The following is a 22,345-nucleotide window of genomic DNA, read 5'->3' on the forward strand; positions in this document are numbered from 1 at the left end:
ATATTGTTTTGGGCTTTTGTGCGTTATTCCATCGGACTGCAAATTTCGATATAATGTCCATCCGGATCAGCGATATAGGCGACCGTCTGCCCCCATGGTTTCACTTTCGGCTCCCCGATAATCGATACGCCTTGTTCTCTCATCCTTTTGATGACCGCTTCTACATTTTCAGTAACAAACCCAATTTCAAATGTGTTTGAAGCAGATGTATCCGGAATGTCCAGCGCCGTGATGTCTCTGGCGCTTTCCCGCGTATTAAGCGCCAATATCGTAGACCCTGTATCAAATTCGATATACGTTCCGTGTTCAGCACGAATCGGCAGTCCTAATATATCTCGGTAAAAATGAATAGCCCGCTTGCTGTCCGATACGTATAGAATAAGATATTTCATTGATAGATTCATTGCCAACCCCCCTCAGCATTTTCAATAGTCCTTCTAGCCCGGTATAGATGCTTCCATCCTTAAGCTCGGATCTTTCCACATCTGCGCCCATTTTTTCACAGCCGCCATAATAATGATGAAGCCTAACACCAGCATGATGATAGATAATACGCCATTCAATACACTATATCCTGCTGCTTCAGGATTGAGATACACATTGCGCACCATCCAATAGCCCGCATAATTGACAGTGACATATAAATAGGCAAGCGGGATAAGGCAAGTCAGAATGTACCGGCGTTTATCAGCGATTTTCAGCACGATGGTCGCTCCGATAATCAGCCCCACTGAAGCCATCAGCTGATTAGAAACGCCGAACAGCGCCCAAATGGAACCGATATCTCCTGAATACAGCAAGTACCCCCACATCAAACAGGCAAGGGCGCTGGCAAATACAGAGCCCGGAATCCAGTCTGTTTTCTTCAGCGGTTTATACACCTCCCCGAAGAAATCCTGGATCAAATAACGGGCGACACGTGTGCCGGCGTCAATCGCTGTTAAAATAAAGACCGCTTCAAACATAATGACAAATTGGAAAAAGTATGAGGCCAAATGGCTGAAAAACGGCATTCCGGTAAAAATATAAGTCATCCCCACCGCAAGCGTGACGGCTCCCCCTGTTCTTCCTTCTAAGTCCAAACCGATTTCCCTGCTCAATTCAGGCAAATGTACGACATTCATGCCAAGCGTACGGAAAACCTCAGGCGTGCTGTTAATCGCAAAGTAATCAGCAGGCTGTAAAGCGGTCGCTGCAATCAGCGCCATGATGCCGACAAGACACTCAACAAGCATTGCGCCAAACGCAACCGGCTTCATATCACTCCATTTATTCAGCATTTTCGGTGTCGTTCCTGAGCCGACAAAGGCATGGAACCCAGAGATCGCCCCGCAGGCGATGGTTATTGAGATGAACGGCCAGACAGGTCCTGCCAGCACCGGCCCGCCGCCTTTTACGAATTCTGTAAACGCAGGGAACGGAATGGACGGATTGACGACAAACACACCAACAATCAAAGCGATAAAAACACCGATTTTCATAAAGCTGCTTAAATAATCACGCGGAGCCAGAAGCAGCCAAACGGGAAGCGCAGCCGCAAAAAATGCATAAACAGGAAGCGCGATTGCAAGCGTTTTCGTATCTAGCGTTAAAAAGTCACCGAGCGCGGTAGTCTGTACCCACGGACCGATAAAGACTCCTGCCATTAAAAAGAGAAAGCCGACCGTTGAAGCGAGCTTTAAATTTCCCGTTTTCTTATAAAATAAGCCCACACCCATCGCAATCGGAATCGTAATCCCTACCGCAAATGTTCCCCATGGATTACGTTCAAGCGCATGCAAGACAACCATCGACAGGCCCGCCATTGTGATCGTGATGATAAACAGCATGGACAGTCCTGTACAAAATCCTGCAACAGGGCCAAGCTCATCCTTCGCCACTTCCGACAGCGATTTTCCGTTTTTGCGCATCGATGCAAACAGCACCACAATATCATGGACGGCCCCCCCAATTACCGCCCCGATTAACAGCCACAATAATCCCGGCAAATAGCCAAACTGCGCCGCCAGAATTGGTCCGACCAGCGGCCCGGCCGCTGCGATCGCGGCAAAATGGTGGCCGAACGAAACCCATTTATTTGTAGGCACATAGTCTTTCCCATCCTCAAGCACGTGAGCAGGTGTCGGCTTGTCATCATTTACTTTGAGAACCTTCACCATCATAAATGTTCCGTATAAACGATAGGCAATAGCCAAAATACACATTGACGCTATCACAATTGTAACCGCATTCATTTTCTCCCATCCCCTTTGCTGTTTTTCATAAATATATCATAATTTCATGGTGAAAAGCGGTCATTTTTTCCTATACAAAAAGCCGGCTTGAACGGGCCGGCTCGTGGCAGTTGAAAGCAAAGCCGGAGAGAAATCTCCGGCTTTGCTTCTCTTATGACTGTTTTTTCAGGCGTATCACATTCCAGGAAAGCGGCGTGAAATGAGCAGTTAAGCCATTTTCGCTGACAGACGATGATCCGTTGGAATGCGGAACGACATTTTTTCTGTTATGCTGGTTTGTCGCTTTGATATCCTGATGCTCAAGTACGATGTGCTCTGCGATTTGGTAGGATTCAAAGCCTCTGAGCGAAATCTCCGTCTCCATCTGATCCTCAGCCTTGTTTATCGCAAAAATAGTGAGTGTTTCTTCCTCTTCAGAGTACACAACAGCAGCATCAACATATGGCACATCAGTGAAATCAGAACAATCGTACTTAGGAGAAGAAATAAGCGGTTTCAGTGACTCGCCCCTTCCGTAAACAGAAGCATGCATGTATGGATAGAAAATCGGCTGTCTCCATGCTTCTCCGCCTTTTTCCGTCATGATCGGCGCGATGACATTGACAAGCTGTGCAAGACACGCAATTTTCACACGGTCTGCGTGCTGCAGCATCGTAATGAGCAGAGAGCCGACTAATAAGGCATCTTCAAAATTGTAAATATCCTCTAAAATCGGACGCGCAGTGATCCACGGCTCGACTTTTTTATCAGCCTCATTTGAGTGGTACCAGACGTTCCATTCATCCAGAGAGAGATTGATAGTTTTCTTGCTGCGTGTTTTTGCTTTTACATAGTCACAGGTCGCAGCGACTGATTTGATAAAATGATCCAAATCCATGGAACGGGCCAAGTAGTTTGGCAGATTGTTATCCCGGTTTCCGTAGTAGGTGTGAAGAGAGATATAGTCGACATGCTCATACGTATGCTCCAGCACCTTCGCTTCCCAATCGATAAAGGTCGGCATGCCGCTGTTTGAGCTGCCGCAGGCAACGAGTTCAATTGATGGATCAACCCATTTCATGACCTTTGCCGTCTCTGCGGCTAGCCGTCCGTATTCATCAGCTGTTTTGTGGCCGATCTGCCACGGTCCATCCATTTCGTTTCCTAAGCACCATGTTTTAATGCCGTACGGCTGTTCATAGCCATGCGATCTTCTTAAATCACTCCAGTAAGAGCCTTTCGGGTGGTTGCAGTATTCAACGAGATTACGGGCGGCATCTATGCCTCTTGTGCCGAGGTTGACGGCCATATTGACCTCAGTGTTCACCTTTTTGGCCCAAGATAAAAATTCATTTGTTCCCACTTCATTGGTTTCTGTCGTTTGCCATGCCAAGTCAAGCCGTCTCGGGCGGTTTTCGACTGGTCCGACACCGTCCTCCCAGTTGTATCCGGATAAAAAGTTTCCGCCCGGATAGCGGATGATGGGAACCTGTAATTCTTTGATCAGCGACTGGACATCTTTTCTAAATCCATCTTCATCCGCTTCAGGGTGATCAGGCTCGTATATGCCTTCATATACCGCACGACCCATATGTTCGATAAACGAGCCATAAATCCGTTTATCTACTTCACCGATTTTATATTCTTTGTCTACAATCATTCGCGCTTTTTTCATCACACGTTTCCTCCTTCATTAACCTTTGACTCCCCCTACCGTCAGGCCGGAGATAAAGTACTTTTGGAAAAACAAGAAAATGATAATCACCGGCAAAATCGCAAATACTGAGCCGGATATAAGCATGTCGTAATTATTTCCATAAGGGCTCAGCAAGCTGGACAGCCCTATTGGAAGCGTAAACATTTCTTTCGACCGAAGCACAATCAGCGGCCACAAGAAGTTGTTCCAGCTGTTTAAGGACTGAAGGATAATCATCGCACCGAAAGCCGGTTTCATCAGCGGTGCCATAATCCTGAAAAAGATGCCGAATTCCGTACAGCCGTCCATCCTTGCAGAGTCCAGCAGATCTCTTGGAAGGCCAAGAGCATATTGCCTGAAAAAGAAAACGGCAACAGGTGAAACGATAAACGGCAATATGACACCCGTATATGAATCGATCAAGTGCAGTCCGACAGTAAGCTTAAACAGAGGAAGCATCATCACTTCCAGCGGAACCATCATAATAATCAGCACAAGAACAAAGATGATATTTCTTCCCTTAAAATCATAAACCGCAAGCCCGTACCCGATCATCGAAGAAAAAAACAGGGTGAGCATGGTTGTGAAAAGCCCAAGTACAAGACTGTTAAAAAACCATTTGAAATAAATGCTTCCGCCGTTAAACAGAAATGTATAATTATCAAGACTCATTACTTTAGGATCAATGTCGAGATTGAGCCCCACACGCAAAAGCTCAGATGAGGGCTTTAATGATCCTAAAAGCAAACAGAAAATCGGAAAAAGATACAATAGGCTCAGCATAATAAAAAACAGGGTTAGTGCGATTCTGTAAACGCTAAACTGAGGACTGTGCCGCAACATTTATCCCTCCCCCTTAAACGAGCCTGACAGCTTTAATGAAATCAGGCTGACAACAAGTATCACAATCAAAAGCACGATGCCGATGGCTGCTCCGTACCCCATTTCGTTGTAGGCAAGTCCCTGCTGATACAAATATCCGACAAGCGTCAGACCAATATTACCCGGGGAATTATTCTGCCAAAGGACGTAGCTTTCCTCAAACATCCTGAAGCCGCCGATAATGCTGATGGTCAGCACATATACGGTTACAGGCTTGAGAAACGGCAGCGTGATGTGCAGAAATTTTTTCATTGTATTCGCACCGTCTATATCAGCGGCTTCGTACAGCTCTTTCGGCACATTTTGCAAACCGGCTAAAAAGTAAAGGATGTTGATTCCCATCCATCTCCATGAAGCAAGCAGCACCATCAAAAACATGCCGGTATGTTCATTGTTCATCCAGTTCTGAGGTGAAAAGCCGAGTTTGAGTAGGATGGAATTGGCCAGAGACGTTTCCATTTCTCCGAAGATCAGCCGAAAAATGATCCCCGCGACAATGGTGGAGGTCAATGCCGGGATGAATAGTGCTGATTTAAATATATTTCTAAATTTGACCAGCTTTGAATTCAGGAATATGGCCAGAAGCAATGGGACAGGAATCAGCACGATTAGCGTCCAAAAGGTGTATTCCAGCGTATTCCAAAGGGCGGTATAGAACGTCGGGTTGTTTAGCGCTGTATAATTAGACAATCCGACAAAGGACACCTCTCCCGGCAAAATTCTTTGGAAGCTCATGATGAAGACACTAATGATGGGGTATAGAAAAAATACGAGAAAGGATAAAACGAATGGCGCTGTAAACAGATAGGGCGCCGCTTTTTTTGAATAAAATAGATCTCGCCAGCCTGATTGTTTCGCAGCTGAAGGAACGGGATGAACCGTTCCTGTTTTCACAGGTTTCATGAGAACCTCCCCGCTTTCACTTTTTGAATGGGATTCTATTTCTGTTTCAGTTCACCTGCCGCTCTGTCCAAGGCTTGTTTAGGCGTTTTTTGCTGAGATTTAAGTGCGTCGAACAACACGCTTCTGTTGACAAGGTCTGAAGCCTTGGCAAAATCCTCATGTAAATAAATCGGATTGATTTCATCCTTGATATCGAGCAGCACGGAAAAAATGCCTGTTCCGTTTTGGAAGTAATCCGTGTATTTGTTTTTCTCTTTCAATTCCTTGGAGCTCCAGACATCCCAGCGAAGCGGGTCAAACCCAAGTACGCTCCAGAGCTTTTTGTTTCCTTCTTTAGAGCCTTTCGCAAAGGCTAAAAACTCTGTTGCTAACTCAACATGCTTGGCTTGCTTCGGCACAACGGTTGCCGTACCGCCCAAACCTGCCGAGCGGTCGCCTCCCTCTTTCCATGCCGGGAGCGGCCTGATGGCAATCTTCCCTTTCAGATCAGGCATATAATCGATAAATCTTCCCATATACCAAATCGGCATGAGGACTGAAGCAGCTCCTCCTTGGTTCATAAAGCCGTAGTATTCTTCACTGTGATGCCCGCCGCCCGGCGCAGGAATCATCGTTTTATCATTGATTATGTCTTTTAAATATTGAAGTGTTTTTACGTTGGTGTCATTATTGAGGATCAGCTTGCCGTTTTTATCAAAATAGCCTGAGTTTTGCTGTGAAATCATAGATAAGAACGTTCCGGAATCATTTGTTTCCACCGTTCCCATCGGCTTCCCGGTCACTTTGCGCACTTTCTGTCCGGCTTTATGGTAATCATCCCATGTTTTAATATCGTCAGGATTGACGCCGGCTTTCTTCATAACATCCATGTTATAAAACATGACTGTTGTTCCTACATGCGTATCGAGTCCGTAAAGCTTGCCGTTTTTGCTGTACAGGGTCAGCCGCGCCTCAACGAATTTATCACGGTCCTTTTCAATCAGCGGAGTCAAGTCGGCAAGCGGTATGTCAGAGCCCTTCAAAAAGTTTGAAAAACGGGCCAATTCGACATCGGCAATATCAGGGACGCCTTCTCCTGCAATTAAGGAGATAGACAAGTTATCGTGCATTTGTCCATACGGATAAACGACCGTATTCAGCTTAATTTTACGGTCAGGATATTTTTCATTCCATTCCTTCACCATTTCCACATAGAACTGCTCATGAAGCCCGTTAAATGTCCAAAAGGTCAGCTCGGTTTCACCCGACTTCCCGGATGATCTTTCTGCTGAACACCCGGCAATGACTAATGTCAGCAGCATCATGAGCACAAGAAAACAGACAGTCATTTTTTTCATCTGCGTTACCCCTTCCATTCGAGGTGCGGGCTATTCATATAGACCATGGTTGATCAGCGTTTTGTTTTCATTAATGATTCTTAATCCGGTGCAGCGGTCTCTTAAGGTGTGCGCGTGTCTGAAGGCATTCTTAACGGAATCCTGCCCGACACCGATTTCGTCAAAATACGCAGGGCCTCCGGCTGATCTCAGCCAATCAGCCAGCACTTCTCCTTCCGGGAGAGTTTGATAAGCCGATTGGATGGCTTGCCGCCGGCTCGGTGAAAATTCGTTGAGCCCGTCATCCTTAGCGAGCTTTCTGTATGTGTCAGTTAGTAAAACAGCTGCACAGCCCACCTTTGCCCCATGAAGAATCTGTGGCCGTTTTTTCTCCATTAATTCCATCTCAATCCAATGTGAAATATGATGCTCTCCGCCTGATGCCGGGCGGGAATGATCTAATGCCAGCATGACAAGCCCCGATACAAGTAAAGACTCCATCAAAACCCGTATGCCTGTTTCCGTTTTCATCGCAATGTCTTCTGTGTGTTCAATGCAGGCAGCAAGCGCCTCCTGAACAATCTTAGCTCCTGCTGGCGAATAAGGCTCGCCGGCAAGATGCCGGGATATTTCCCAATCTGCTAAAGACGTTATTTTACCGAGCATGTCACCAAATCCAGCCGCCACCATTGACTGCGGTGCCGCTTTTAATAGATCCAGATCAGCGAACAGTGCAGACGGGGCCTTCGTTTGAATGGTTGTTTTCGTACCGTATAAAATAATCGGCGCCCCTGCTGATGTAAAACCGTCTACAGATGGAGCAGTCGGATAAGAAATAAACGGCAAATCTCTTTGAAACGCTGCAAAGCGGACGATATCATGAATCGTGCCCGAACCGACTGCGATCATGACATCCGTTGGTTGTTTCGTATGGATCAGCACATGAATGAGCGATCGTTCATCAGCTGTCACATCTCCGGCTTCATTTTCTGGAATGATCAGGCACTCGGCCTGAAATCCTTCTTGATTCAGCTGATTTTCCAGATCAATTCCTGCAATGCGGTGTGTATTCGCGTCGCAGACAAGGACAATATGTTTATTGTTTTTTCGTTTTACATAATCCAAAAGCGAATCAGCTGCTTGTTTACCGAGAACAATTTCTTCAACTTTTATAGGCAACGCCTTTTCTCCGGCGTGTTCAAAAGCACGCTGAACGTCAGCTGCGATACGATTCATATCAGAATCCCCTCCTCAGCCAATTTGGTTACATCCTTAATAGAATCCAGCACATAATCCGGCGTGTACAAACGCTGTTCGCCCTGTTTCGCAGAACCAGTTAGCACTAAGGCGCTTTTCATGCCATAAAGCTTCCCCATCGCAATGTCAGATTCAATGCTGTCTCCTATAATCATGCATTCATGTGCGGACAGCCCCATTGCTGTACAGGCAGCCTCCGCCATCAGCCATGACGGCTTTCCGACAACAAGTTCAGTCTTCGCTTGTGCGGAAGCCTCTATCGCCCCAATCATTCCGGCCACATCAATGGCATTTCCGTCTTCGTTCGGAAAAGAGCGGTCTTTGTTTGTAGCAATAATACGAGCGCCGCCGGCAGCCGCTTGAAAGGCTTGATTTAAATCTTCGTACGTGAGCGTTTCATGAAGGGAGATCACGAGCCAATCCGCTTCCTTCGGTTCGTTCGCGTGCTGCACACCAGCCATCCTCAGCTCGTCAACCAAGCCTTGCTCCCCAAGTACCCACACCTTTGAAAAACGATAATGTTTTTTCAGAAAAGCCGCTGTCACGCTTGATGACAGAACAATGTCGTTTACGTCTACTTCAATCCCCGCGCCAAGAAGTTTTTTTCTGCACATGGCACGGGAGATATTCCCCCGGTTGCTTAAAAAGACGATTTTCTTTCCCATTCTCCTAAGCGTTTTGATCGCTTCTCTTGCTCCTTCGATCAACTCATTTCCTCTGAATACAGTACCGTCCAAGTCAATCAGAATGCCAGCCGGTGACACAGGCGTATCATGACTGGCCATAATACGCATTTGCTCCGTGTTTTCGATAAAAATGCTTTTCATGCAGGACTGTATTGATTGGGGTTACATCCTTGTTCAGCATAATGGAGTGATAGGCCATTTCGGCAACCGTTTCTAATACAACTGCGTTATGAATGGCTTTTAAGGCGTCAGTGCCCCAGCAGAACGGTCCGTGATTATTCACGAGCACACCCGGCACCTGTTCGTAGTTATGATGCTGAAAGGTTTCCGCTATGACTTTTCCTGTATTCAGTTCGTAGTCATGAATGATTTCTTCATCGTACATTTCTCGCGTACATGGAATCGCACTGTCAAAATAATCAGCATGGGTCGTGCCTAACGGAGGGATGTCTCTGCCCGATTGCGCCCAGCTTGTCGCCCATTGAGAATGGGTATGGACAATTCCCCCGATATTCGGAAAGGTTTTATATAGATAAACATGGGTAGGTGTATCTGAAGAAGGTTTAAGCGAGCCTTCGACGACCTCTCCATCAAGGTTCAAAACAACCAAGTCATCGGCTGTCAGGTCGCTGTATTCGACTCCGCTAGGTTTGATGACAATTCTTTCTTTTTCACGGTCAATGCCGCTGACATTTCCCCACGTAAAGGTTACCAGCTGATGCTCTTGAAGCTTCAGGTTGGCAGCCAGCACTTCTTTTTTTAATGTTTCAAGCATGCTCCATCACCCTTTATCAATTCTTTTTGGCGGCAGATGAAAATTGAAGATTTTTGATCGTTTTCAGACGCTTCATGACATGGTTTTCTTTTCCGAAATAATGAACCAGCTCTTTATATTCAGCGTACAATTTTTCATAAACCGCGGCGTTTTCGGCATTTGGCGTATAAGTTATATCTTTCAGTTTTCCCATGTTCGCCGCTGCCTTTTTGATATCATCGTAGCCGCCTTTTTCTTTGCCTGCTGCAAGCGCGCCGAAAATGGCAGATCCTAAGGCTGGGGCTTGCGGTGAACCAGAGATTTTAATGTCCATGTTTGTCACATCCGCATAAATCTGCATGACAAACGGGTTTTTCTCAGCTATTCCGCCGGCTGCGAACAGTTCCTCAATCGGAACACCGCTTTCTTTGAATGTTTCGATAATCATCCGGGTTCCGTAAGCTGTCGCTTCAACTAACGCTCTATAAATCTCTTCAGGCTTCGTCAGCAGTGTCATGCCAAGCAGCATCCCTGTTAAATCTGCATCAACAAGAGTTGAACGGTTTCCATTCCACCAATCTAAAGCAAGCAAGCCGCTTTCACCTGGCGCTTGATGGTTTGCTTTCTCACTCAGCAGCTCATGAACGCCAATGTTTTTTTCCTTTGCTTCCTTTTGATAAGCTGGCGGGACACATGTTTTCACAAACCAGTCAAAATGATCGCCGACACAGGACTGCCCGGCTTCATATCCCGCATAGCCCGGGAGAATTCCGTTGTCCACAACGCCGCACATTCCTGGAACGATATGCACCTCTTCACCAAGTAGAACATGGCACGTCGAGGTTCCCATAATCATCAGCATTTTCCCTGGCTCTGTAATGCCGACCGCCGGTACGGAAACATGAGCGTCCACATTGGCAACCGCAACAGCCGTTCCCGGGAGAAGCCCTGTCAGTTTTGCCATTTTTTCAGTCAGACTGCCGGCTTTTTCTCCTACTGAATGAATAGAACCTGACAATTTGTCCTTTGTAATCGTTTTCATTGAAGGATTTAATTTCTCAAAGAAATTATCTGACGGATACCCCGCTTTTTCACTCCACATCGCTTTATACCCTGCAGTACAGTTGCTTCGCTTGAGCGAGCCGCACAGCTGGTACACGATCCAGTCCGCAGCCTCGATGATCCGGTCAGCCGCTTCATAAATGTGAGGCGCTTCCTCGGCAATTTGCATGACCTTTGGAATCATCCATTCTGATGAAATTTTTCCTCCGTACCGCTGTAAAAAAGCCTCTCCTTCTTCTTCCGCGATTTGATTGAGCCGATCAGCATGTTTTTGAGCCGCATGATGCTTCCAGAGCTTCACATAGCTGTGCGGCTCCTCTTCATATTCAGGCAGCATGCATAACGGCTGCCCGCTGCTGTCAATAGGAAGGATCGTACATGCCGTGAAATCAATTCCAATCCCGATAATGTCTTTCGGTTCAACGCCCGTCTGTTCGAGTAAAGACGGAATGGTTGTTTCCAAGACTTCGAGGTAATCAGCAGGGTGCTGCAGCGCCCAGTCACGCGGCAGCTTTTGACCCGTTTTTGGAAGGACGGTATCAATGACAGCATGCCTGTATTCTTTTACAGCAGCCGCAAGTTCCTCCCCTGTTTGGACATGAACGAGCACTGCTCTTCCTGATAAAGTTCCAAAATCAACCCCTATTGTGTAAGCCATGTGACATCCCCCTCTACTTTTGAAGCCGGTAAAGCGCCTCGTTCCATTTTAACTCGTGTTTCAGTTTATGAATTGTCGTATCACGGGAAATGAGAACACTTTCGATTCCCGCCATTTCCGCCCAATCAAGCATTTGCTCCGCTGTCAGTTCATAAGACAGGCAGGTATGGTGTGCACCGCCGGCTAAAATCCATGCCTCCGCTGCTGTTTTCAATGACGGCTCCGGCTTCCAGAGAACACGGGCAACCGGTAAATTCGGCATGTCTTTTTCAATTTCCTGGCCGTTGACTTCATTCAGCACAAGGCGGAAACGCCCGCCAATATCAACAATGCTAGCTTGAATGGCAGAACCGCTGATGCCGTTAAATACAAAACGCGCAGGGTCCTCTTTGCCGCCAATCGAAAGTGGATGCACCTCGATTTTCGGCTGATCCAAAGCGACAGTCGGACACACTTCAAGCATGTGAGAGCCCAGAATCATTTCATTTCCCGGTTCAAAATGGTACGTGTAATCTTCCATGAAGGAAGTTCTTTTTCCTTTAGCCATGATTTTCATCATCCGTACAAGGGCCGCTGTCTTCCAATCTCCTTCACCGGCAAACCCGTAGCCTTTCTCCATCAGGCGCTGAACGGCAAGTCCCGGCAGCTGTTTCATTCCGTGCAGCACTTCAAACGATGTCGTAAACGCTGTGTATCCGCCTTGCTCAAGAAAAGCGGTTAAGCCAAGTTCAATTTTCGCCTGTTCTTTAATGGACGCTACCTTTGCTTCGTCACGTTTTGTTTCCTCACTGATCACATATAGTCTGTCATACTCGGCATAAAGCGTGTCAACCTCGTCGTCCGTAATGCGATCCATCACTTCAACAAGATCCCCGATGCCATATCCGTCAACCTGCCAGCCAAATTGAATATGCGCTCCCACCTTGTCTCCGTCCGTTACCGCGACATGACGCATGTTATCTCCAAATCTGGCAACCTTAATATGTCTGCTTTCATTTAATGCAGCCGCCGTATCCATCCACTGGGACATTTCTTTTTTCACTTCTTCATCATCCCAATAGCCGGCAATGACTTTTCGGCTAAGCCCCATTCTCGAGTTGATGTAACCGTACTCTCGATCGCCATGCGCGGATTGGTTGCTGTTCATAAAATCCATGTCAATCGTACCCCACGGGATATCGCGATTATATTGGGTATGCAAATGCATAAGCGGTTTTTGATAAGAGGAAAGGCCTTCTATCCACATTTTTGCAGGGGAAAATGTGTGCATCCATGTAATGATGCCAGCACATGTCTCACTGTACTCCGCTTCTCTTAACAGCTCTCTAATGGTTTCCGGTGAAGTGACGACGGGCTTATGAGTGATTTTATATCTGGAAGAAATCCCGCTGAGCCCCTCACAAATGCTTTTAGCATGCTGATCTACGAGTTCCAGCGTCTCTTCCCCGTATAGGTGCTGGCTTCCTGTCACAAACCAGAATTCATAATCCTTTGTCTGAAGCATGTAAACTGCCCCTTTCTCATAAAATAAAACGCTTTCAAATACAAAAGATACGTACTAATGTTAGAAAATAAACCTATAAATAAATATTTGTACGAACAATTTTATTATAGTAATTGACTATTATACTGTCAATCTTTTCTTTTAAAAAAAGCCGGGGGCAGAGCCCGGCTTTTTGATTCAATAGGACGGCCAGCCCGAGCTCCAATTCAAATCATTGATGAGAAGCTTCGGAATGCCATTGTCATTGGCATCATAGGCATGGCGAACAAGAATGTTTCCGTTCACAATATCCTGGCCTCCAGGTCCTTTCCATTGGTCATTGCCCGAATCCAAAATAGTGCCTCCGCCTTCAAGCATGCTTTTTCCGCTTTTATCAAGATAAGGGCCTGTAATGTTTTTGGATCTTCCGTAAGCAATTTTGTACGTACTGTTTACCCCGTCACAGCATTTATCAAATGAAACCATTAAATAGTAATATCCATTTTGATACGTAAGAGTAGGAGCTTCTAAGGCACCTCCATTATTCGGTCTAGCTGCAATCGAATAGAGCGAGCCTGTAGGCTTCATCGTACTCTTATCGAGCTTAGTCAGCTTAATGCCGCTCCAAAACGAGCCGAATGCAAGCCACGGGTTGCCATCCTTGTCGAATGTCAGCTCCGGATCAATGGCGTTATAATTATTTGAGCTTGTCGAACGAATCACCAAGCCCTCGTCCTTCCAGCTCCCCGAACTGATGCTTGTTGAAGATGCCAGGCCAATGGCAGATGTATTGCTTCCAAAAGAAGAAACGGAATAATACAGCCAGTACTTGCCGTTATAGTATTGGATGTCCGGCGCCCACTGGTTTTGACCATAATTCGGCACATAATTGGACCACCACGATAGCGGTGTAGTGAAAATGGATTTTTGTACGGTCCAATTTTTAGCGTCTGTAGACTTCAAAACCCGCAGTCCCCGTTCTTCAGTAAGCCCTGTTCCGAGCGCATACCATGAGCTCCCCTCTTTAATCATAGTCGGGTCATGAAGCAGCTCATTGGATGCACCCCAAAATGCTGCCTCTGCGGGAGCAGCAGAAGTGAATATCAAACCTGCAGCCAGAGCTGCACTCGAAAAGTGTAAGAAGCGTTTCCATGTTTTTTTCTTTTTCAATTTTGTTCAACCTCCTTTATTTCAGAAAGCGCTTACAAATTAGATTATTTATCCTCCCTTCCTGTCAAATCGACTGCGTATCGTATATCGTCATGTTCAGGAAATTTTCGGTATCCCCTTTATTGTAGTCACTATGCTGTAATTTGTACAGACAAAAAAATAGAATCCACCTCAACAGGCGGATTCTTCCGTATCTTTATTGGTACGTAATTTCGTCAACCGTTTTTCGGTCTAACTTCTTAATGACTTCTGTAATTAACTTTACCGCGTTTTCATAATCATCACGATGCAGCATGGCCGCGTGCGTATGAATGTAGCGGGTTGCAATGGTAATGGACAGCGCAGGAACGCCATTTGCCGTCAAATGGATGGCACCCGAATCAGTTCCGCCGCCGGCAATGGCATCAAATTGGTACGGAATGCCGGCTTCCTCCGCAGTGGCTACAACTGCATCGCGCAAACCTTTGTGAGAGACCATGGATGCATCGTAAACGATAATCTGCGGGCCTTTGCCCATTTTGCTCTGCGCTTCCTTCTCGGAAATGCCAGGCGTGTCTCCTGCTATTCCTACATCAACACCAAACGCAATATCAGGCTGAATGGTGTGCGCAGCCGTTTTCGCTCCCCTCAGGCCGACTTCCTCCTGCACGGTTCCGACGCCATACACTATATTTGGATGGTCTGTGTTTTGTAAGTTTCTTAACACATCAATTGCAATCGCACAGCCGATGCGGTTGTCCCAGGCCTTTGCGAGTAGGAATTTTTCATTGTTCATGACCGTAAACTCAAAATGCGGAACGATCATATCTCCCGGGAGTACCCCCCACTCCAAGGCTTCTTCCCGGCTTGAAGCTCCAATATCAATAAACATGTCTTTTATTTCCACTGATTTTTTTCTTGCTTCAGGAGACAAAATATGAGGCGGCTTAGATCCGATAACCCCTGTGATTTCTCCTTTTTTTGTGACAATGGTGACGCGCTGGGCAAGCATAACCTGAGCCCACCATCCGCCAACGGTTTGAAAACGGATAAAGCCTTTATCTGTGATTTGTGTCACCATAAAGCCGACTTCATCCAAATGTCCGGCGATCATAATTTTCGGGCCATTTTCTGCACCAGTTTTTTTGGCAATTAAACTGCCCAGGCGATCTGTTGTCACCTCATCAGCAAATGGTTCTATGTATGATTTCATCACTTGCCTTACTTCTCTTTCATTGCCGGGTATGCCTTTTGCATCTGTTAAATCTTTCAGCATGGTCAATGTTTCATCTAATTTTGCCATGTTCCAAACCCTCCTTCATCAGTCCTGCATTCTTATTATACAAAACATGGCGCGAACCATACGACTATTTCACTTGAAAATCGGGTATATGTTTTTACAGCTTTCTTTTAGAAAAAGTGAAACCTTTTTCTATGCTTTTCGTATTACATCAGATCATCACCATAAGGGAGGTGCCTTCACACAATGTTTGTCATGGTTCTAAGGATTATTTTGCTTGCACTTTTTGCTTATTGTATTTATGCCGTGGTCAAATATGTCGCGAATCCTAAGAGAAGGCTTAAGCTGGCCCAATCAAAAGAACATTTTTATATTATTGATGAACAAAACAATACCCGGAAGAATTTTCAGCTGACGTATAAAGGCGTGCTTTTTGAGGGAGAAAAGCATATTCCTTCCAAGGATCATCCGCTGTTTATTCACACGATCTTTGTCTGGACAGAATCTCCTGAGAAGCTGAAACATTTCTCTGCAAAAGATTTTGAGAACATTGAAGAAAAAGTGCTGGAACGATATCCAAATTGTAAGATTGACTGGGACCAGCCCATTAAACTCGCAAAAAAAGCAGAAGAGCGTTAAACGCTTTTCTGCTTTTTATAAATCAAACGGGCTGTAGTAAATAGCGATGAGAATCGCTTCAATTACCAGAAGAAGCGGTACTCCATACTTAAAAGAAGCGTGTTTCGTTTTATGTCTGAAGGTTTGCATGCCAAGCCAGACACCGAGCGCTCCAAACACGATGGCTATCAGCCACAGCCGGTCTTCAGAAATTCTCCACTTGTGCTGCTGCGCTTTGCGTTTGTCAATGCCCATCACCCAAAAACCGCACAGATTAATCAACACCAAATAAGCAGCAATAATCATGTTGCCTCATCCTTTATATAGAAAAAGCCGCTCTGCTGGAGAGCGGCTCTATATGATTACTTGTTTAATTGAGCTTTAGCAGCATCAGCAAGCTGATTGAATGCAGTAAGATCGTTTACAGCAAGATCAGCAAGCATTTTACGGTTTACTTCGATACCAGAAAGCTTAAGACCGTGCATTAAACGGCTGTAAGAAAGGCCGTTCATGCGAGCAGCTGCGTTGATACGAGTGATCCAAAGTTTACGGAAATCACGTTTTTTCTGACGACGGTCACGGAAAGCATAGTTTCCAGATTTCATGACCTGCTGGTTAGCTACTTTGTATAATGTATGTTTTGAACCGAAATAACCTTTTGCTAATTTAAGAACCTTTTTACGACGCTTACGTGTAACAGTTCCGCCTTTTACTCTTGGCATTGAATTTCCCTCCTAATTGTTCCTTATCCGATTACTTGATGTTAGCAAGCATTTGTTTGATACGTTTGAAGTCTCCTGCGCTTACAACAGCACTCTTGCGAAGCTTACGCTTTTGCTTTTGAGATTTGTTGGCGAATAAGTGACTTGTGTACGCGTGAGAACGTTTTAACTTCCCAGAACCTGTCTTTTTAAAACGTTTAGCAGATCCGCGGTGAGTTTTCATTTTTGGCATGGGATTTCCTCCTTATTGCTTTTCGTTTTTCGGTGCGAGCATTAAGAACATGCTGCGGCCGTCCATTTTTGGTTTTGTTTCGACTGTCGCAACCTCAGCACATGCTTCGGAGAAACGGTCTAATACACGCTGACCGATTTCTTTATGAGTGATTGCGCGTCCTTTAAAGCGGATAGAAGCTTTCACTTTATCGCCTTTTTCAAGGAATTTAATCGCATTGCGCAATTTCGTGTTAAAGTCATGCTCATCGATTGTCGGACTTAACCGAACTTCTTTTAAGTTAATGATTTTTTGATTCTTGCGTGCTTCTTTTTCCTTTTTCTGCTGCTCAAATCGGAACTTACCGTAGTCCATGATTCGGCAGACAGGCGGTTTTGCATTCGCTGCAACTAACACAAGGTCAAGATTTGCGCGGCCGGCGATTTCAAGTGCTTCCTGACGGGACTTGATTCCAAGCTGGTCGCCATTTTGTCCGATTAAACGGACCTCACGTGCACGGATACCCTCATTAACCAATTGATCTTTGCTAATAATGAGCCACCTCCATAGTTTCTTCGAATTGATTCACAACTCATTTTGAATGCATTTTGCAGGCAAACAAAAAGTGTGGGCATTATAAAACACCCACACTACGAACATCTGTATCAATAAAAATGTACGGTCAACCTGCCAACTACATGCATGTGTCAATCAGGTGAGAAGCGGGTGCTTCTGCTTGTGATTTATATTCAATTCAATAACTATTCTACACAATACCGGATCTTTAGTCAAGGACGACTTATCCGGAACAACTTTTACATTGTAACATGGGTTTTCTATGAGCGCAAGAGAGAAAAAGAAAATCTTTCAGCCCCACCAAAATGCAAAGAACCAACAATTCCCCCCTTATTTCGCAATTTACAACAAAACCACCGACAGGAAGAAATGTAAAACAAAGTTAATCTTTGACCGATATAAGAAGCAGAAGGGAGCCTGACACATGAACAAACTGATACAGCTTGCTTTATTTTTCACATTGATATTAACCGGTTGCTCGAATATCAGCACATCTTCCGAATCAAAAGTCGAAACTGTTAAGACAACTGCAGCATTTCCTCAAAAGGAGCTGGAGAAAGAGCTAAAAAAACTAAAACCCGTTTCATTGGACATGAAGTTCGAGAGTCCACTCGCTACTGAGTTAGGAAAGCGGAAGGCAAAAGAAGAAGCTGAAAAGCAAAGACAAATCGCCGCTGAGAAAAAGCTTGAAAAAGAGCGGGAGGCGAAACGAAAGAAACAGCAGGAGGAAAAAGCGGAGAGACAGCGATTAGCAGAGCAGCAGGCTGCAGAGAGACAGCGATTAGCCGAAGCGGAAAGACAAGCTGAACTTGAAAGACAGCGGCAGGCAGCAATCCAAAAAGAGCAGAAAGCGAACGCTGAGAAAAAGCGGCAATCGCAGGCACAACGGCAGCAGACTGAGGCACCCTCATCTAATAGTCAAGATCCACCATCTTCCTCGAGTCAGACAGATAAAACCATTCAACAGCCAGCTTCAGAGCTTCCTGATGACGATGGTTATGGTTATGAAGAACGAAAAAAGTGGCATGACGATCAAGTAGAATGGGGCATTAAACAAGGGTATATCGATCCCGAAGACGCACCATAAAATAAAAAAAAGCCAAGGCATTCAGCCTTGGCTTATCCACCGATCAGCTGCACGAACACAGGGATGACCAGAACCGTTACCACTCCTACTACGACAACAGCAATACTTGCCATCGCAGCTTCAACTTCTCCCATCTCAATCCCGACCGCTACACCAAGTGCATGTCCGGATGTTCCAAGAGCCAATCCTTTAGAAATCGGATTTTTCACTTTAAACACCTTCAAGAACAATGCTCCGAGCGCATATACGATGACAGCGTTAAAGATGACCGCAAAGGCTGTGATGTCGCTGATGCCCCCGATGCCTTTTGATAAAGGAAGCGCAATTGCCGTTGTAGCCGCCTGCGGAAGCATGCTTTTCATTACGGCCGAATCGAGATGAATGCCTTTAGCGAGCAAATAAACAATCGTGACAGAGCAGATAGAGCCGGCAATAATGGAGGCCATGATTTGCCACCAGTACTTTTTAAGCTTATCTCTTTGTTTGTACAAAGGAATTGCAAATGCGATCGTTGCCGGTTCAAGGAAAAACTTAATGATCTCTCCCCCGTTATTATAATCCGCGTAGGAAAAACCGCCGATTTTTAAAAATGCGATCCCCAGCACCATGGCAACAAACAAAGGAGTGAAAAGGAAGAAGCCTTTCGTTTTCTTAAATAAAAAGGTGCCGATGCCGAATGCAGCAAGTGATACGACAATCCCAAAATAAGGACTCATTGTGCTTTCCATGTGAAGAACCTCCTGTTTCCCTTAATGGTGAACGAGTTCGTTATTGTTCTGCGGGCTTTGCACTGTTTTTGTTTTCATGTCCGCTGCGGTTTTGCGTTTTCCGCTCAGCGACAGAATCAGCTGAGAAAACAATCCCGTAGCCCCCAGCAAAATAATCGTTGCGAGCAGAATGACAAGAACAATTTGCAGGCCGTATTGCTGCATCACACCAAGCGAATTCATAACAGATATACCTGATGGAACAAATAAAAATCCGATCAGAGAGGTTAAAGACGTTCCGAGCGTTTCCACTTGTTCCAGTTTAATGACTTTCAAACATAATAGGAGAAATAATAAGACCAACCCTACAACCGATGCCGGGATAGGTATTGGGACAATAGCGGCAATCATATTTGAAACCAGCATAATGACGGCAAAAATAAATGCTTGTGTTAAAAACCCGTACACTTTTTTAGCACTCATTTTCTTCACCTCTTTCTCTTTGGTACCCTCATTATAAATAAGAATTCCCTGTTATAAAGCGCTTACAAGATAACATGCCGTATAGCGGGTCTGAGTTGCAGAATCAAATGGCTGAAATGCAAAAAGCCGCCCATCAAATATGGAGCAGCTTTTTCAATTCCTTCGCATATGTCCGGCTGACCGGTATTTTCGATCCGTCTTTCATGATCAGATTATACGTTGAATTAAACCATGGCTGAATTTCTTTAATATATTCGGTATTCACGACAAAGCTCCGATGGACGCGGATAAAATCAGAATCCGGCAGCTTTTTCTCAATCACAACGAGTGTATCGCTGACCGTATAAGAATGATCGAAGGTTTTTACATTGACATGACCATCTTCTGTTCCGGCATAGATAATGTCCTTCGTATCCACAATCACAATCGATTCCCCCACAGATAGCGCGAGCTTGTGCTGGCCGGCATGGCTGTTTTGCTCTGTTTCTACAATATCCCGATTGACTTTTTTATATTTTTTCAGCGTTTGCTGAATTCTTTCTTCATCGAAAGGCTTGGTTAAATAATCAAGAGCGTCCACCTCAAACGCTTTGAGCGCATACTGGTCATACGCTGTCGCAAACACAACAGCAGGAGGATGCTTCATTTTCTTCAATCGCTTTGCGATATCAAAACCGTTTTCTCCGGATAAATCAACGTCTAAAAACAGCAAATCAGGTTTTTGATCCATCATTTGGTCAAAAGCGGATTCGATATTTTCCGCTTCATTGATTTCCATTTCCTCATTGGTCCGCTTAAGCAAGTAAGCCAGTTCATCCCTTGCCAGCATCTCATCATCAACTATTAACACCCTGAGCATGTTCTTCTCCCTCTTTCATCTGTTGCATTGGCACTTGAAAGGAAACCTCTGTCCCTTTATGAACCTCACTGCTGATATGCAGTGCAGCCTGCTGTCCGAATAAACCGATCAGCCGCTGATTTAGGTTATAAAGCGCTGTACCGGTTCCCTCCTTAGACGGAAACGGTTTCTTCCCCAGTTCCGGCAAGACGTCCGGCGGAATTCCGCGTCCGTTATCCGCCACCTTCATATAGACGGATGCATCATCAGATAAGACACAGACTGTAACCTTGCATATGTCTTGTTTTTTCGGAAACGCGTGCCGAAGCGCGTTCTCGACAAGCACCTGCAAAACAAACGGAGGGATTTCAATCTGCTCCAGTCTGCTGTCGATATTAAGCTCAATTTTATATTTCCCGGGAAAACGCGCCTGTTCTAATGACAAATAGGCGTTAAGATGGTTCAGCTCCTTTGAGAGCGGAATCAGCAGCTGTCTCGCTCCTTGAAGGTTTGAACGAAAATAAACACTGAGCTGCAATAGGAGCTTACGGGTTTTTTCAACATCTGTACGGCATAACGCAGAAATCGTGTTGATCGCATTAAATAAAAAATGCGGATTCACCTGTGCTTGAAGCGCTTTAATTTCAGCATCCTTGAGAAGTTTGCTTTGCAGCTCTGCTTCCCCAAGCTCAAGCTGTGTCGAAAACAGCATGGCCAGCCCCTCGGCAAGTTCCTCCTCTACCTGACTCAGGCCTGCCGGGCTTTTAAAGTACATTTTTAAGGTGCCGATTGTATTGCCGTTCGATGTCAGCGGTAGGACAATTGCAGCGTGCAAAGGGCATTCAGCATGCGTGCATTCAATCTCTTCCTGCGAAATCGCCTTCATAATATGCCCTGTTTTAATCACCTTTTTGGACAGGCCGGTGATCAAGCTTTTCGATGGGATGTGGTGATCCATTCCCGCACCGACATGCGCAAGGATCTTTTCTTTGTCAGTGAGAGACACCGCATCTGTTCCTGTCAGCTTATGGATAATAGCCGCTACACTTTTACAGGAGTTTTCATTTAATCCTTGGCGAAAAAATGGAAGTGTCTGATCAGCAATCGTAAGCACTCGATGCGTTTCGAGAGCCCTTGCCTGTTCTTCCTTGCGAATGATCGCTTGAATAATAGACAGAAAAATAAAACTGCCTGTTCCATTGATGAGTATCATCGGAATTCCGATCATGCTGACAAGCTCCCAAGCGTCACTGAACGGCTTTGCCATCAGCAAAATAATGATCATTTGCAGTGACTCCATGCCGATTCCCACAAGAGCGGCGATGCGCGGTGTCGGCATTCGATATCGCTTCGTAAAATACCTGCCGATCAAGCCTGCAAGAACACCCGCTAAAATAGATGAGACGGCACAGCTTAAGGCCGTGCTGCCACCGAGTGAAAAACGATGCAGGCCCGCAAGTATGCCGATCCCAGCCCCTACAAAAGGACCTCCGAGAAGGCCCCCGATTTCCACGCCCAAAATACGGATATTCGCGATAGAGCCCGATGGATCTATCGTAAACACCCAGTCATTGTTTACAATCATATTTCTTTGAATTTCGATGCCTGTATAATTGCTGATGATGCTGAAAAGAGAAAAAATAGAAATTAAAATCGCTTTTCCTTTATAGCCGTCCTGATTCTGAAGAGCTTGTCTGAAAAGTTTCGTATGGGCGAGAATGAACCCTAATATAACAATAATCCCCACTCTCTCCAGCATCATAATCATTAAATGAATCATTCATGTCACCTGTTCTTTCCGTTT

General features: G+C 45.4%; 24 protein-coding genes and 1 other annotated feature. Of the genes, 2 read left to right on the top strand and 22 right to left on the bottom strand.

The features are described 5' to 3' along the window. Window positions 1-23: 23 nt before the first annotated feature. The 14 genes from AC07VD_RS12130 to AC07VD_RS12195 all read right to left on the bottom strand — a co-directional run bounded on the left by AC07VD_RS12130 (window position 24) and on the right by AC07VD_RS12195 (window position 15,362). Window positions 24-392, bottom strand: coding sequence for a VOC family protein (locus AC07VD_RS12130; RefSeq protein WP_015384319.1), 369 nt, complete (start codon window positions 390-392; stop codon window positions 24-26). Then, window positions 307-495, bottom strand: coding sequence for a hypothetical protein (locus tag AC07VD_RS12135; RefSeq protein WP_128474165.1), 189 nt, complete (start codon window positions 493-495; stop codon window positions 307-309). The genes AC07VD_RS12130 and AC07VD_RS12135 overlap by 86 nt, the downstream gene beginning before the upstream one ends. Continuing rightward, window positions 438-2,234, bottom strand: a complete 1,797-nt coding sequence (cstA, locus tag AC07VD_RS12140; RefSeq protein ID WP_494721779.1) for a carbon starvation protein CstA — start codon at window positions 2,232-2,234, stop codon at window positions 438-440. Before cstA ends, AC07VD_RS12135 begins: the two co-directional genes overlap by 58 nt. A gap of 151 nt (window positions 2,235-2,385) precedes the next feature. Beyond that, window positions 2,386-3,888 carry an alpha-L-arabinofuranosidase AbfA gene (gene abfA, locus AC07VD_RS12145; protein ID WP_494721778.1) on the bottom strand — a complete coding sequence of 501 codons (1,503 nt, stop codon included), beginning with the start codon at window positions 3,886-3,888 and terminating at the stop codon, window positions 2,386-2,388. A gap of 18 nt (window positions 3,889-3,906) precedes the next feature. Beyond that, window positions 3,907-4,752: an arabinooligosaccharides ABC transporter permease AraQ gene (araQ, locus tag AC07VD_RS12150; RefSeq protein ID WP_014480513.1), complete on the bottom strand. Its 846-nt coding sequence runs from the start codon at window positions 4,750-4,752 to the stop codon at window positions 3,907-3,909. Next, window positions 4,753-5,694 (bottom strand): arabinooligosaccharides ABC transporter permease AraP, encoded by a 942-nt coding sequence (gene araP / locus AC07VD_RS12155; protein ID WP_003229507.1) that lies wholly within the window; start codon window positions 5,692-5,694, stop codon window positions 4,753-4,755. A gap of 35 nt (window positions 5,695-5,729) precedes the next feature. After that, window positions 5,730-7,031, bottom strand: a complete 1,302-nt coding sequence (gene araN / locus AC07VD_RS12160) for an arabinooligosaccharides ABC transporter substrate-binding protein AraN (RefSeq protein ID WP_124058823.1) — start codon at window positions 7,029-7,031, stop codon at window positions 5,730-5,732. Between the two features lie 30 nt (window positions 7,032-7,061). Then, window positions 7,062-8,246: a sn-glycerol-1-phosphate dehydrogenase gene (gene egsA, locus AC07VD_RS12165; RefSeq protein WP_254491065.1), complete on the bottom strand. Its 1,185-nt coding sequence runs from the start codon at window positions 8,244-8,246 to the stop codon at window positions 7,062-7,064. Then, window positions 8,243-9,061, bottom strand: coding sequence for a sugar-phosphatase AraL (gene araL / locus AC07VD_RS12170; RefSeq protein WP_254491102.1), 819 nt, complete (start codon window positions 9,059-9,061; stop codon window positions 8,243-8,245). The genes egsA and araL overlap by 4 nt, the downstream gene beginning before the upstream one ends. After that, window positions 9,039-9,728 (bottom strand): L-ribulose-5-phosphate 4-epimerase, encoded by a 690-nt coding sequence (gene araD / locus AC07VD_RS12175; protein ID WP_254491067.1) that lies wholly within the window; start codon window positions 9,726-9,728, stop codon window positions 9,039-9,041. The genes araL and araD overlap by 23 nt, the downstream gene beginning before the upstream one ends. Before the next feature lie 16 nt (window positions 9,729-9,744). After that, window positions 9,745-11,427, bottom strand: a complete 1,683-nt coding sequence (gene araB, locus AC07VD_RS12180) for a ribulokinase (protein ID WP_254491069.1) — start codon at window positions 11,425-11,427, stop codon at window positions 9,745-9,747. Between the two features lie 13 nt (window positions 11,428-11,440). Further along, window positions 11,441-12,931 (bottom strand): L-arabinose isomerase, encoded by a 1,491-nt coding sequence (araA, locus tag AC07VD_RS12185; RefSeq protein ID WP_041851079.1) that lies wholly within the window; start codon window positions 12,929-12,931, stop codon window positions 11,441-11,443. 177 nt (window positions 12,932-13,108) lie between these two features. Then, on the bottom strand, window positions 13,109-14,080 hold the full coding sequence (abnA, locus tag AC07VD_RS12190; RefSeq protein ID WP_086344184.1) for an arabinan endo-1,5-alpha-L-arabinosidase AbnA: 972 nt from the start codon (window positions 14,078-14,080) through the stop codon (window positions 13,109-13,111). Window positions 14,081-14,276: 196 nt separating this feature from the next. Next, window positions 14,277-15,362 (bottom strand): M42 family metallopeptidase, encoded by a 1,086-nt coding sequence (locus AC07VD_RS12195; protein WP_003229495.1) that lies wholly within the window; start codon window positions 15,360-15,362, stop codon window positions 14,277-14,279. A gap of 183 nt (window positions 15,363-15,545) precedes the next feature. Here AC07VD_RS12195 and ysdB point away from each other — a divergent pair, with 183 nt between their 5' ends. Further along, window positions 15,546-15,938, top strand: a complete 393-nt coding sequence (gene ysdB / locus AC07VD_RS12200) for a sigma W pathway protein YsdB (protein WP_003229493.1) — start codon at window positions 15,546-15,548, stop codon at window positions 15,936-15,938. Window positions 15,939-15,953: 15 nt separating this feature from the next. On the opposite strand, the gene AC07VD_RS12205 is transcribed toward ysdB, so the two are convergent. Genes AC07VD_RS12205 through infC form a run of 4 tightly spaced genes read right to left on the bottom strand, consistent with a single transcriptional unit; the run spans window position 15,954 to window position 17,405 of the window. Next, window positions 15,954-16,223: a DUF1294 domain-containing protein gene (locus tag AC07VD_RS12205; protein WP_003229490.1), complete on the bottom strand. Its 270-nt coding sequence runs from the start codon at window positions 16,221-16,223 to the stop codon at window positions 15,954-15,956. A 56-nt stretch (window positions 16,224-16,279) separates the two neighbouring features. Then, window positions 16,280-16,639, bottom strand: a complete 360-nt coding sequence (gene rplT, locus AC07VD_RS12210) for a 50S ribosomal protein L20 (protein WP_003222420.1) — start codon at window positions 16,637-16,639, stop codon at window positions 16,280-16,282. A gap of 31 nt (window positions 16,640-16,670) precedes the next feature. Next, entirely contained in the window at window positions 16,671-16,871 is a 201-nt protein-coding gene (gene rpmI, locus AC07VD_RS12215; RefSeq protein WP_003222418.1) for a 50S ribosomal protein L35, read from the bottom strand. 12 nt (window positions 16,872-16,883) lie between these two features. Then, a complete protein-coding gene (infC, locus tag AC07VD_RS12220; protein WP_010886591.1) occupies window positions 16,884-17,405 on the bottom strand; it encodes a translation initiation factor IF-3 in 522 nt (173 codons plus the stop codon). Window positions 17,406-17,463: 58 nt separating this feature from the next. After that, window positions 17,464-17,594, bottom strand: a sequence feature (ribosomal protein L20 leader region). A gap of 256 nt (window positions 17,595-17,850) precedes the next feature. Between infC and AC07VD_RS12225 the strand changes: the two genes are divergently transcribed. Then, the gene (locus AC07VD_RS12225; protein WP_024573510.1) at window positions 17,851-18,513 is read left to right on the top strand and encodes a hypothetical protein; all 663 of its coding nucleotides are present in this window, start codon (window positions 17,851-17,853) and stop codon (window positions 18,511-18,513) included. 32 nt (window positions 18,514-18,545) lie between these two features. Here AC07VD_RS12225 and lrgB read toward each other — a convergent pair whose 3' ends face one another. The 4 genes from lrgB to lytS form a co-directional block, all read right to left on the bottom strand. Beyond that, complete coding sequence (lrgB, locus tag AC07VD_RS12230) at window positions 18,546-19,241, bottom strand: antiholin-like protein LrgB (RefSeq protein WP_003229482.1); 696 nt, start codon at window positions 19,239-19,241, stop codon at window positions 18,546-18,548. Between the two features lie 21 nt (window positions 19,242-19,262). Next, window positions 19,263-19,703 carry an antiholin-like murein hydrolase modulator LrgA gene (gene lrgA, locus AC07VD_RS12235; protein ID WP_014477620.1) on the bottom strand — a complete coding sequence of 147 codons (441 nt, stop codon included), beginning with the start codon at window positions 19,701-19,703 and terminating at the stop codon, window positions 19,263-19,265. Between the two features lie 133 nt (window positions 19,704-19,836). Continuing rightward, window positions 19,837-20,562: a two-component system response regulator LytT gene (gene lytT, locus AC07VD_RS12240; protein ID WP_015251493.1), complete on the bottom strand. Its 726-nt coding sequence runs from the start codon at window positions 20,560-20,562 to the stop codon at window positions 19,837-19,839. Further along, window positions 20,540-22,321: a two-component system sensor histidine kinase LytS gene (gene lytS, locus AC07VD_RS12245; protein ID WP_494721777.1), complete on the bottom strand. Its 1,782-nt coding sequence runs from the start codon at window positions 22,319-22,321 to the stop codon at window positions 20,540-20,542. The genes lytT and lytS overlap by 23 nt, the downstream gene beginning before the upstream one ends. Between the last annotated feature and the right edge of the window lie 24 nt (window positions 22,322-22,345).

It is taken from the genome of Bacillus sp. GW821-FHT01G09 (assembly GCF_059422205.1).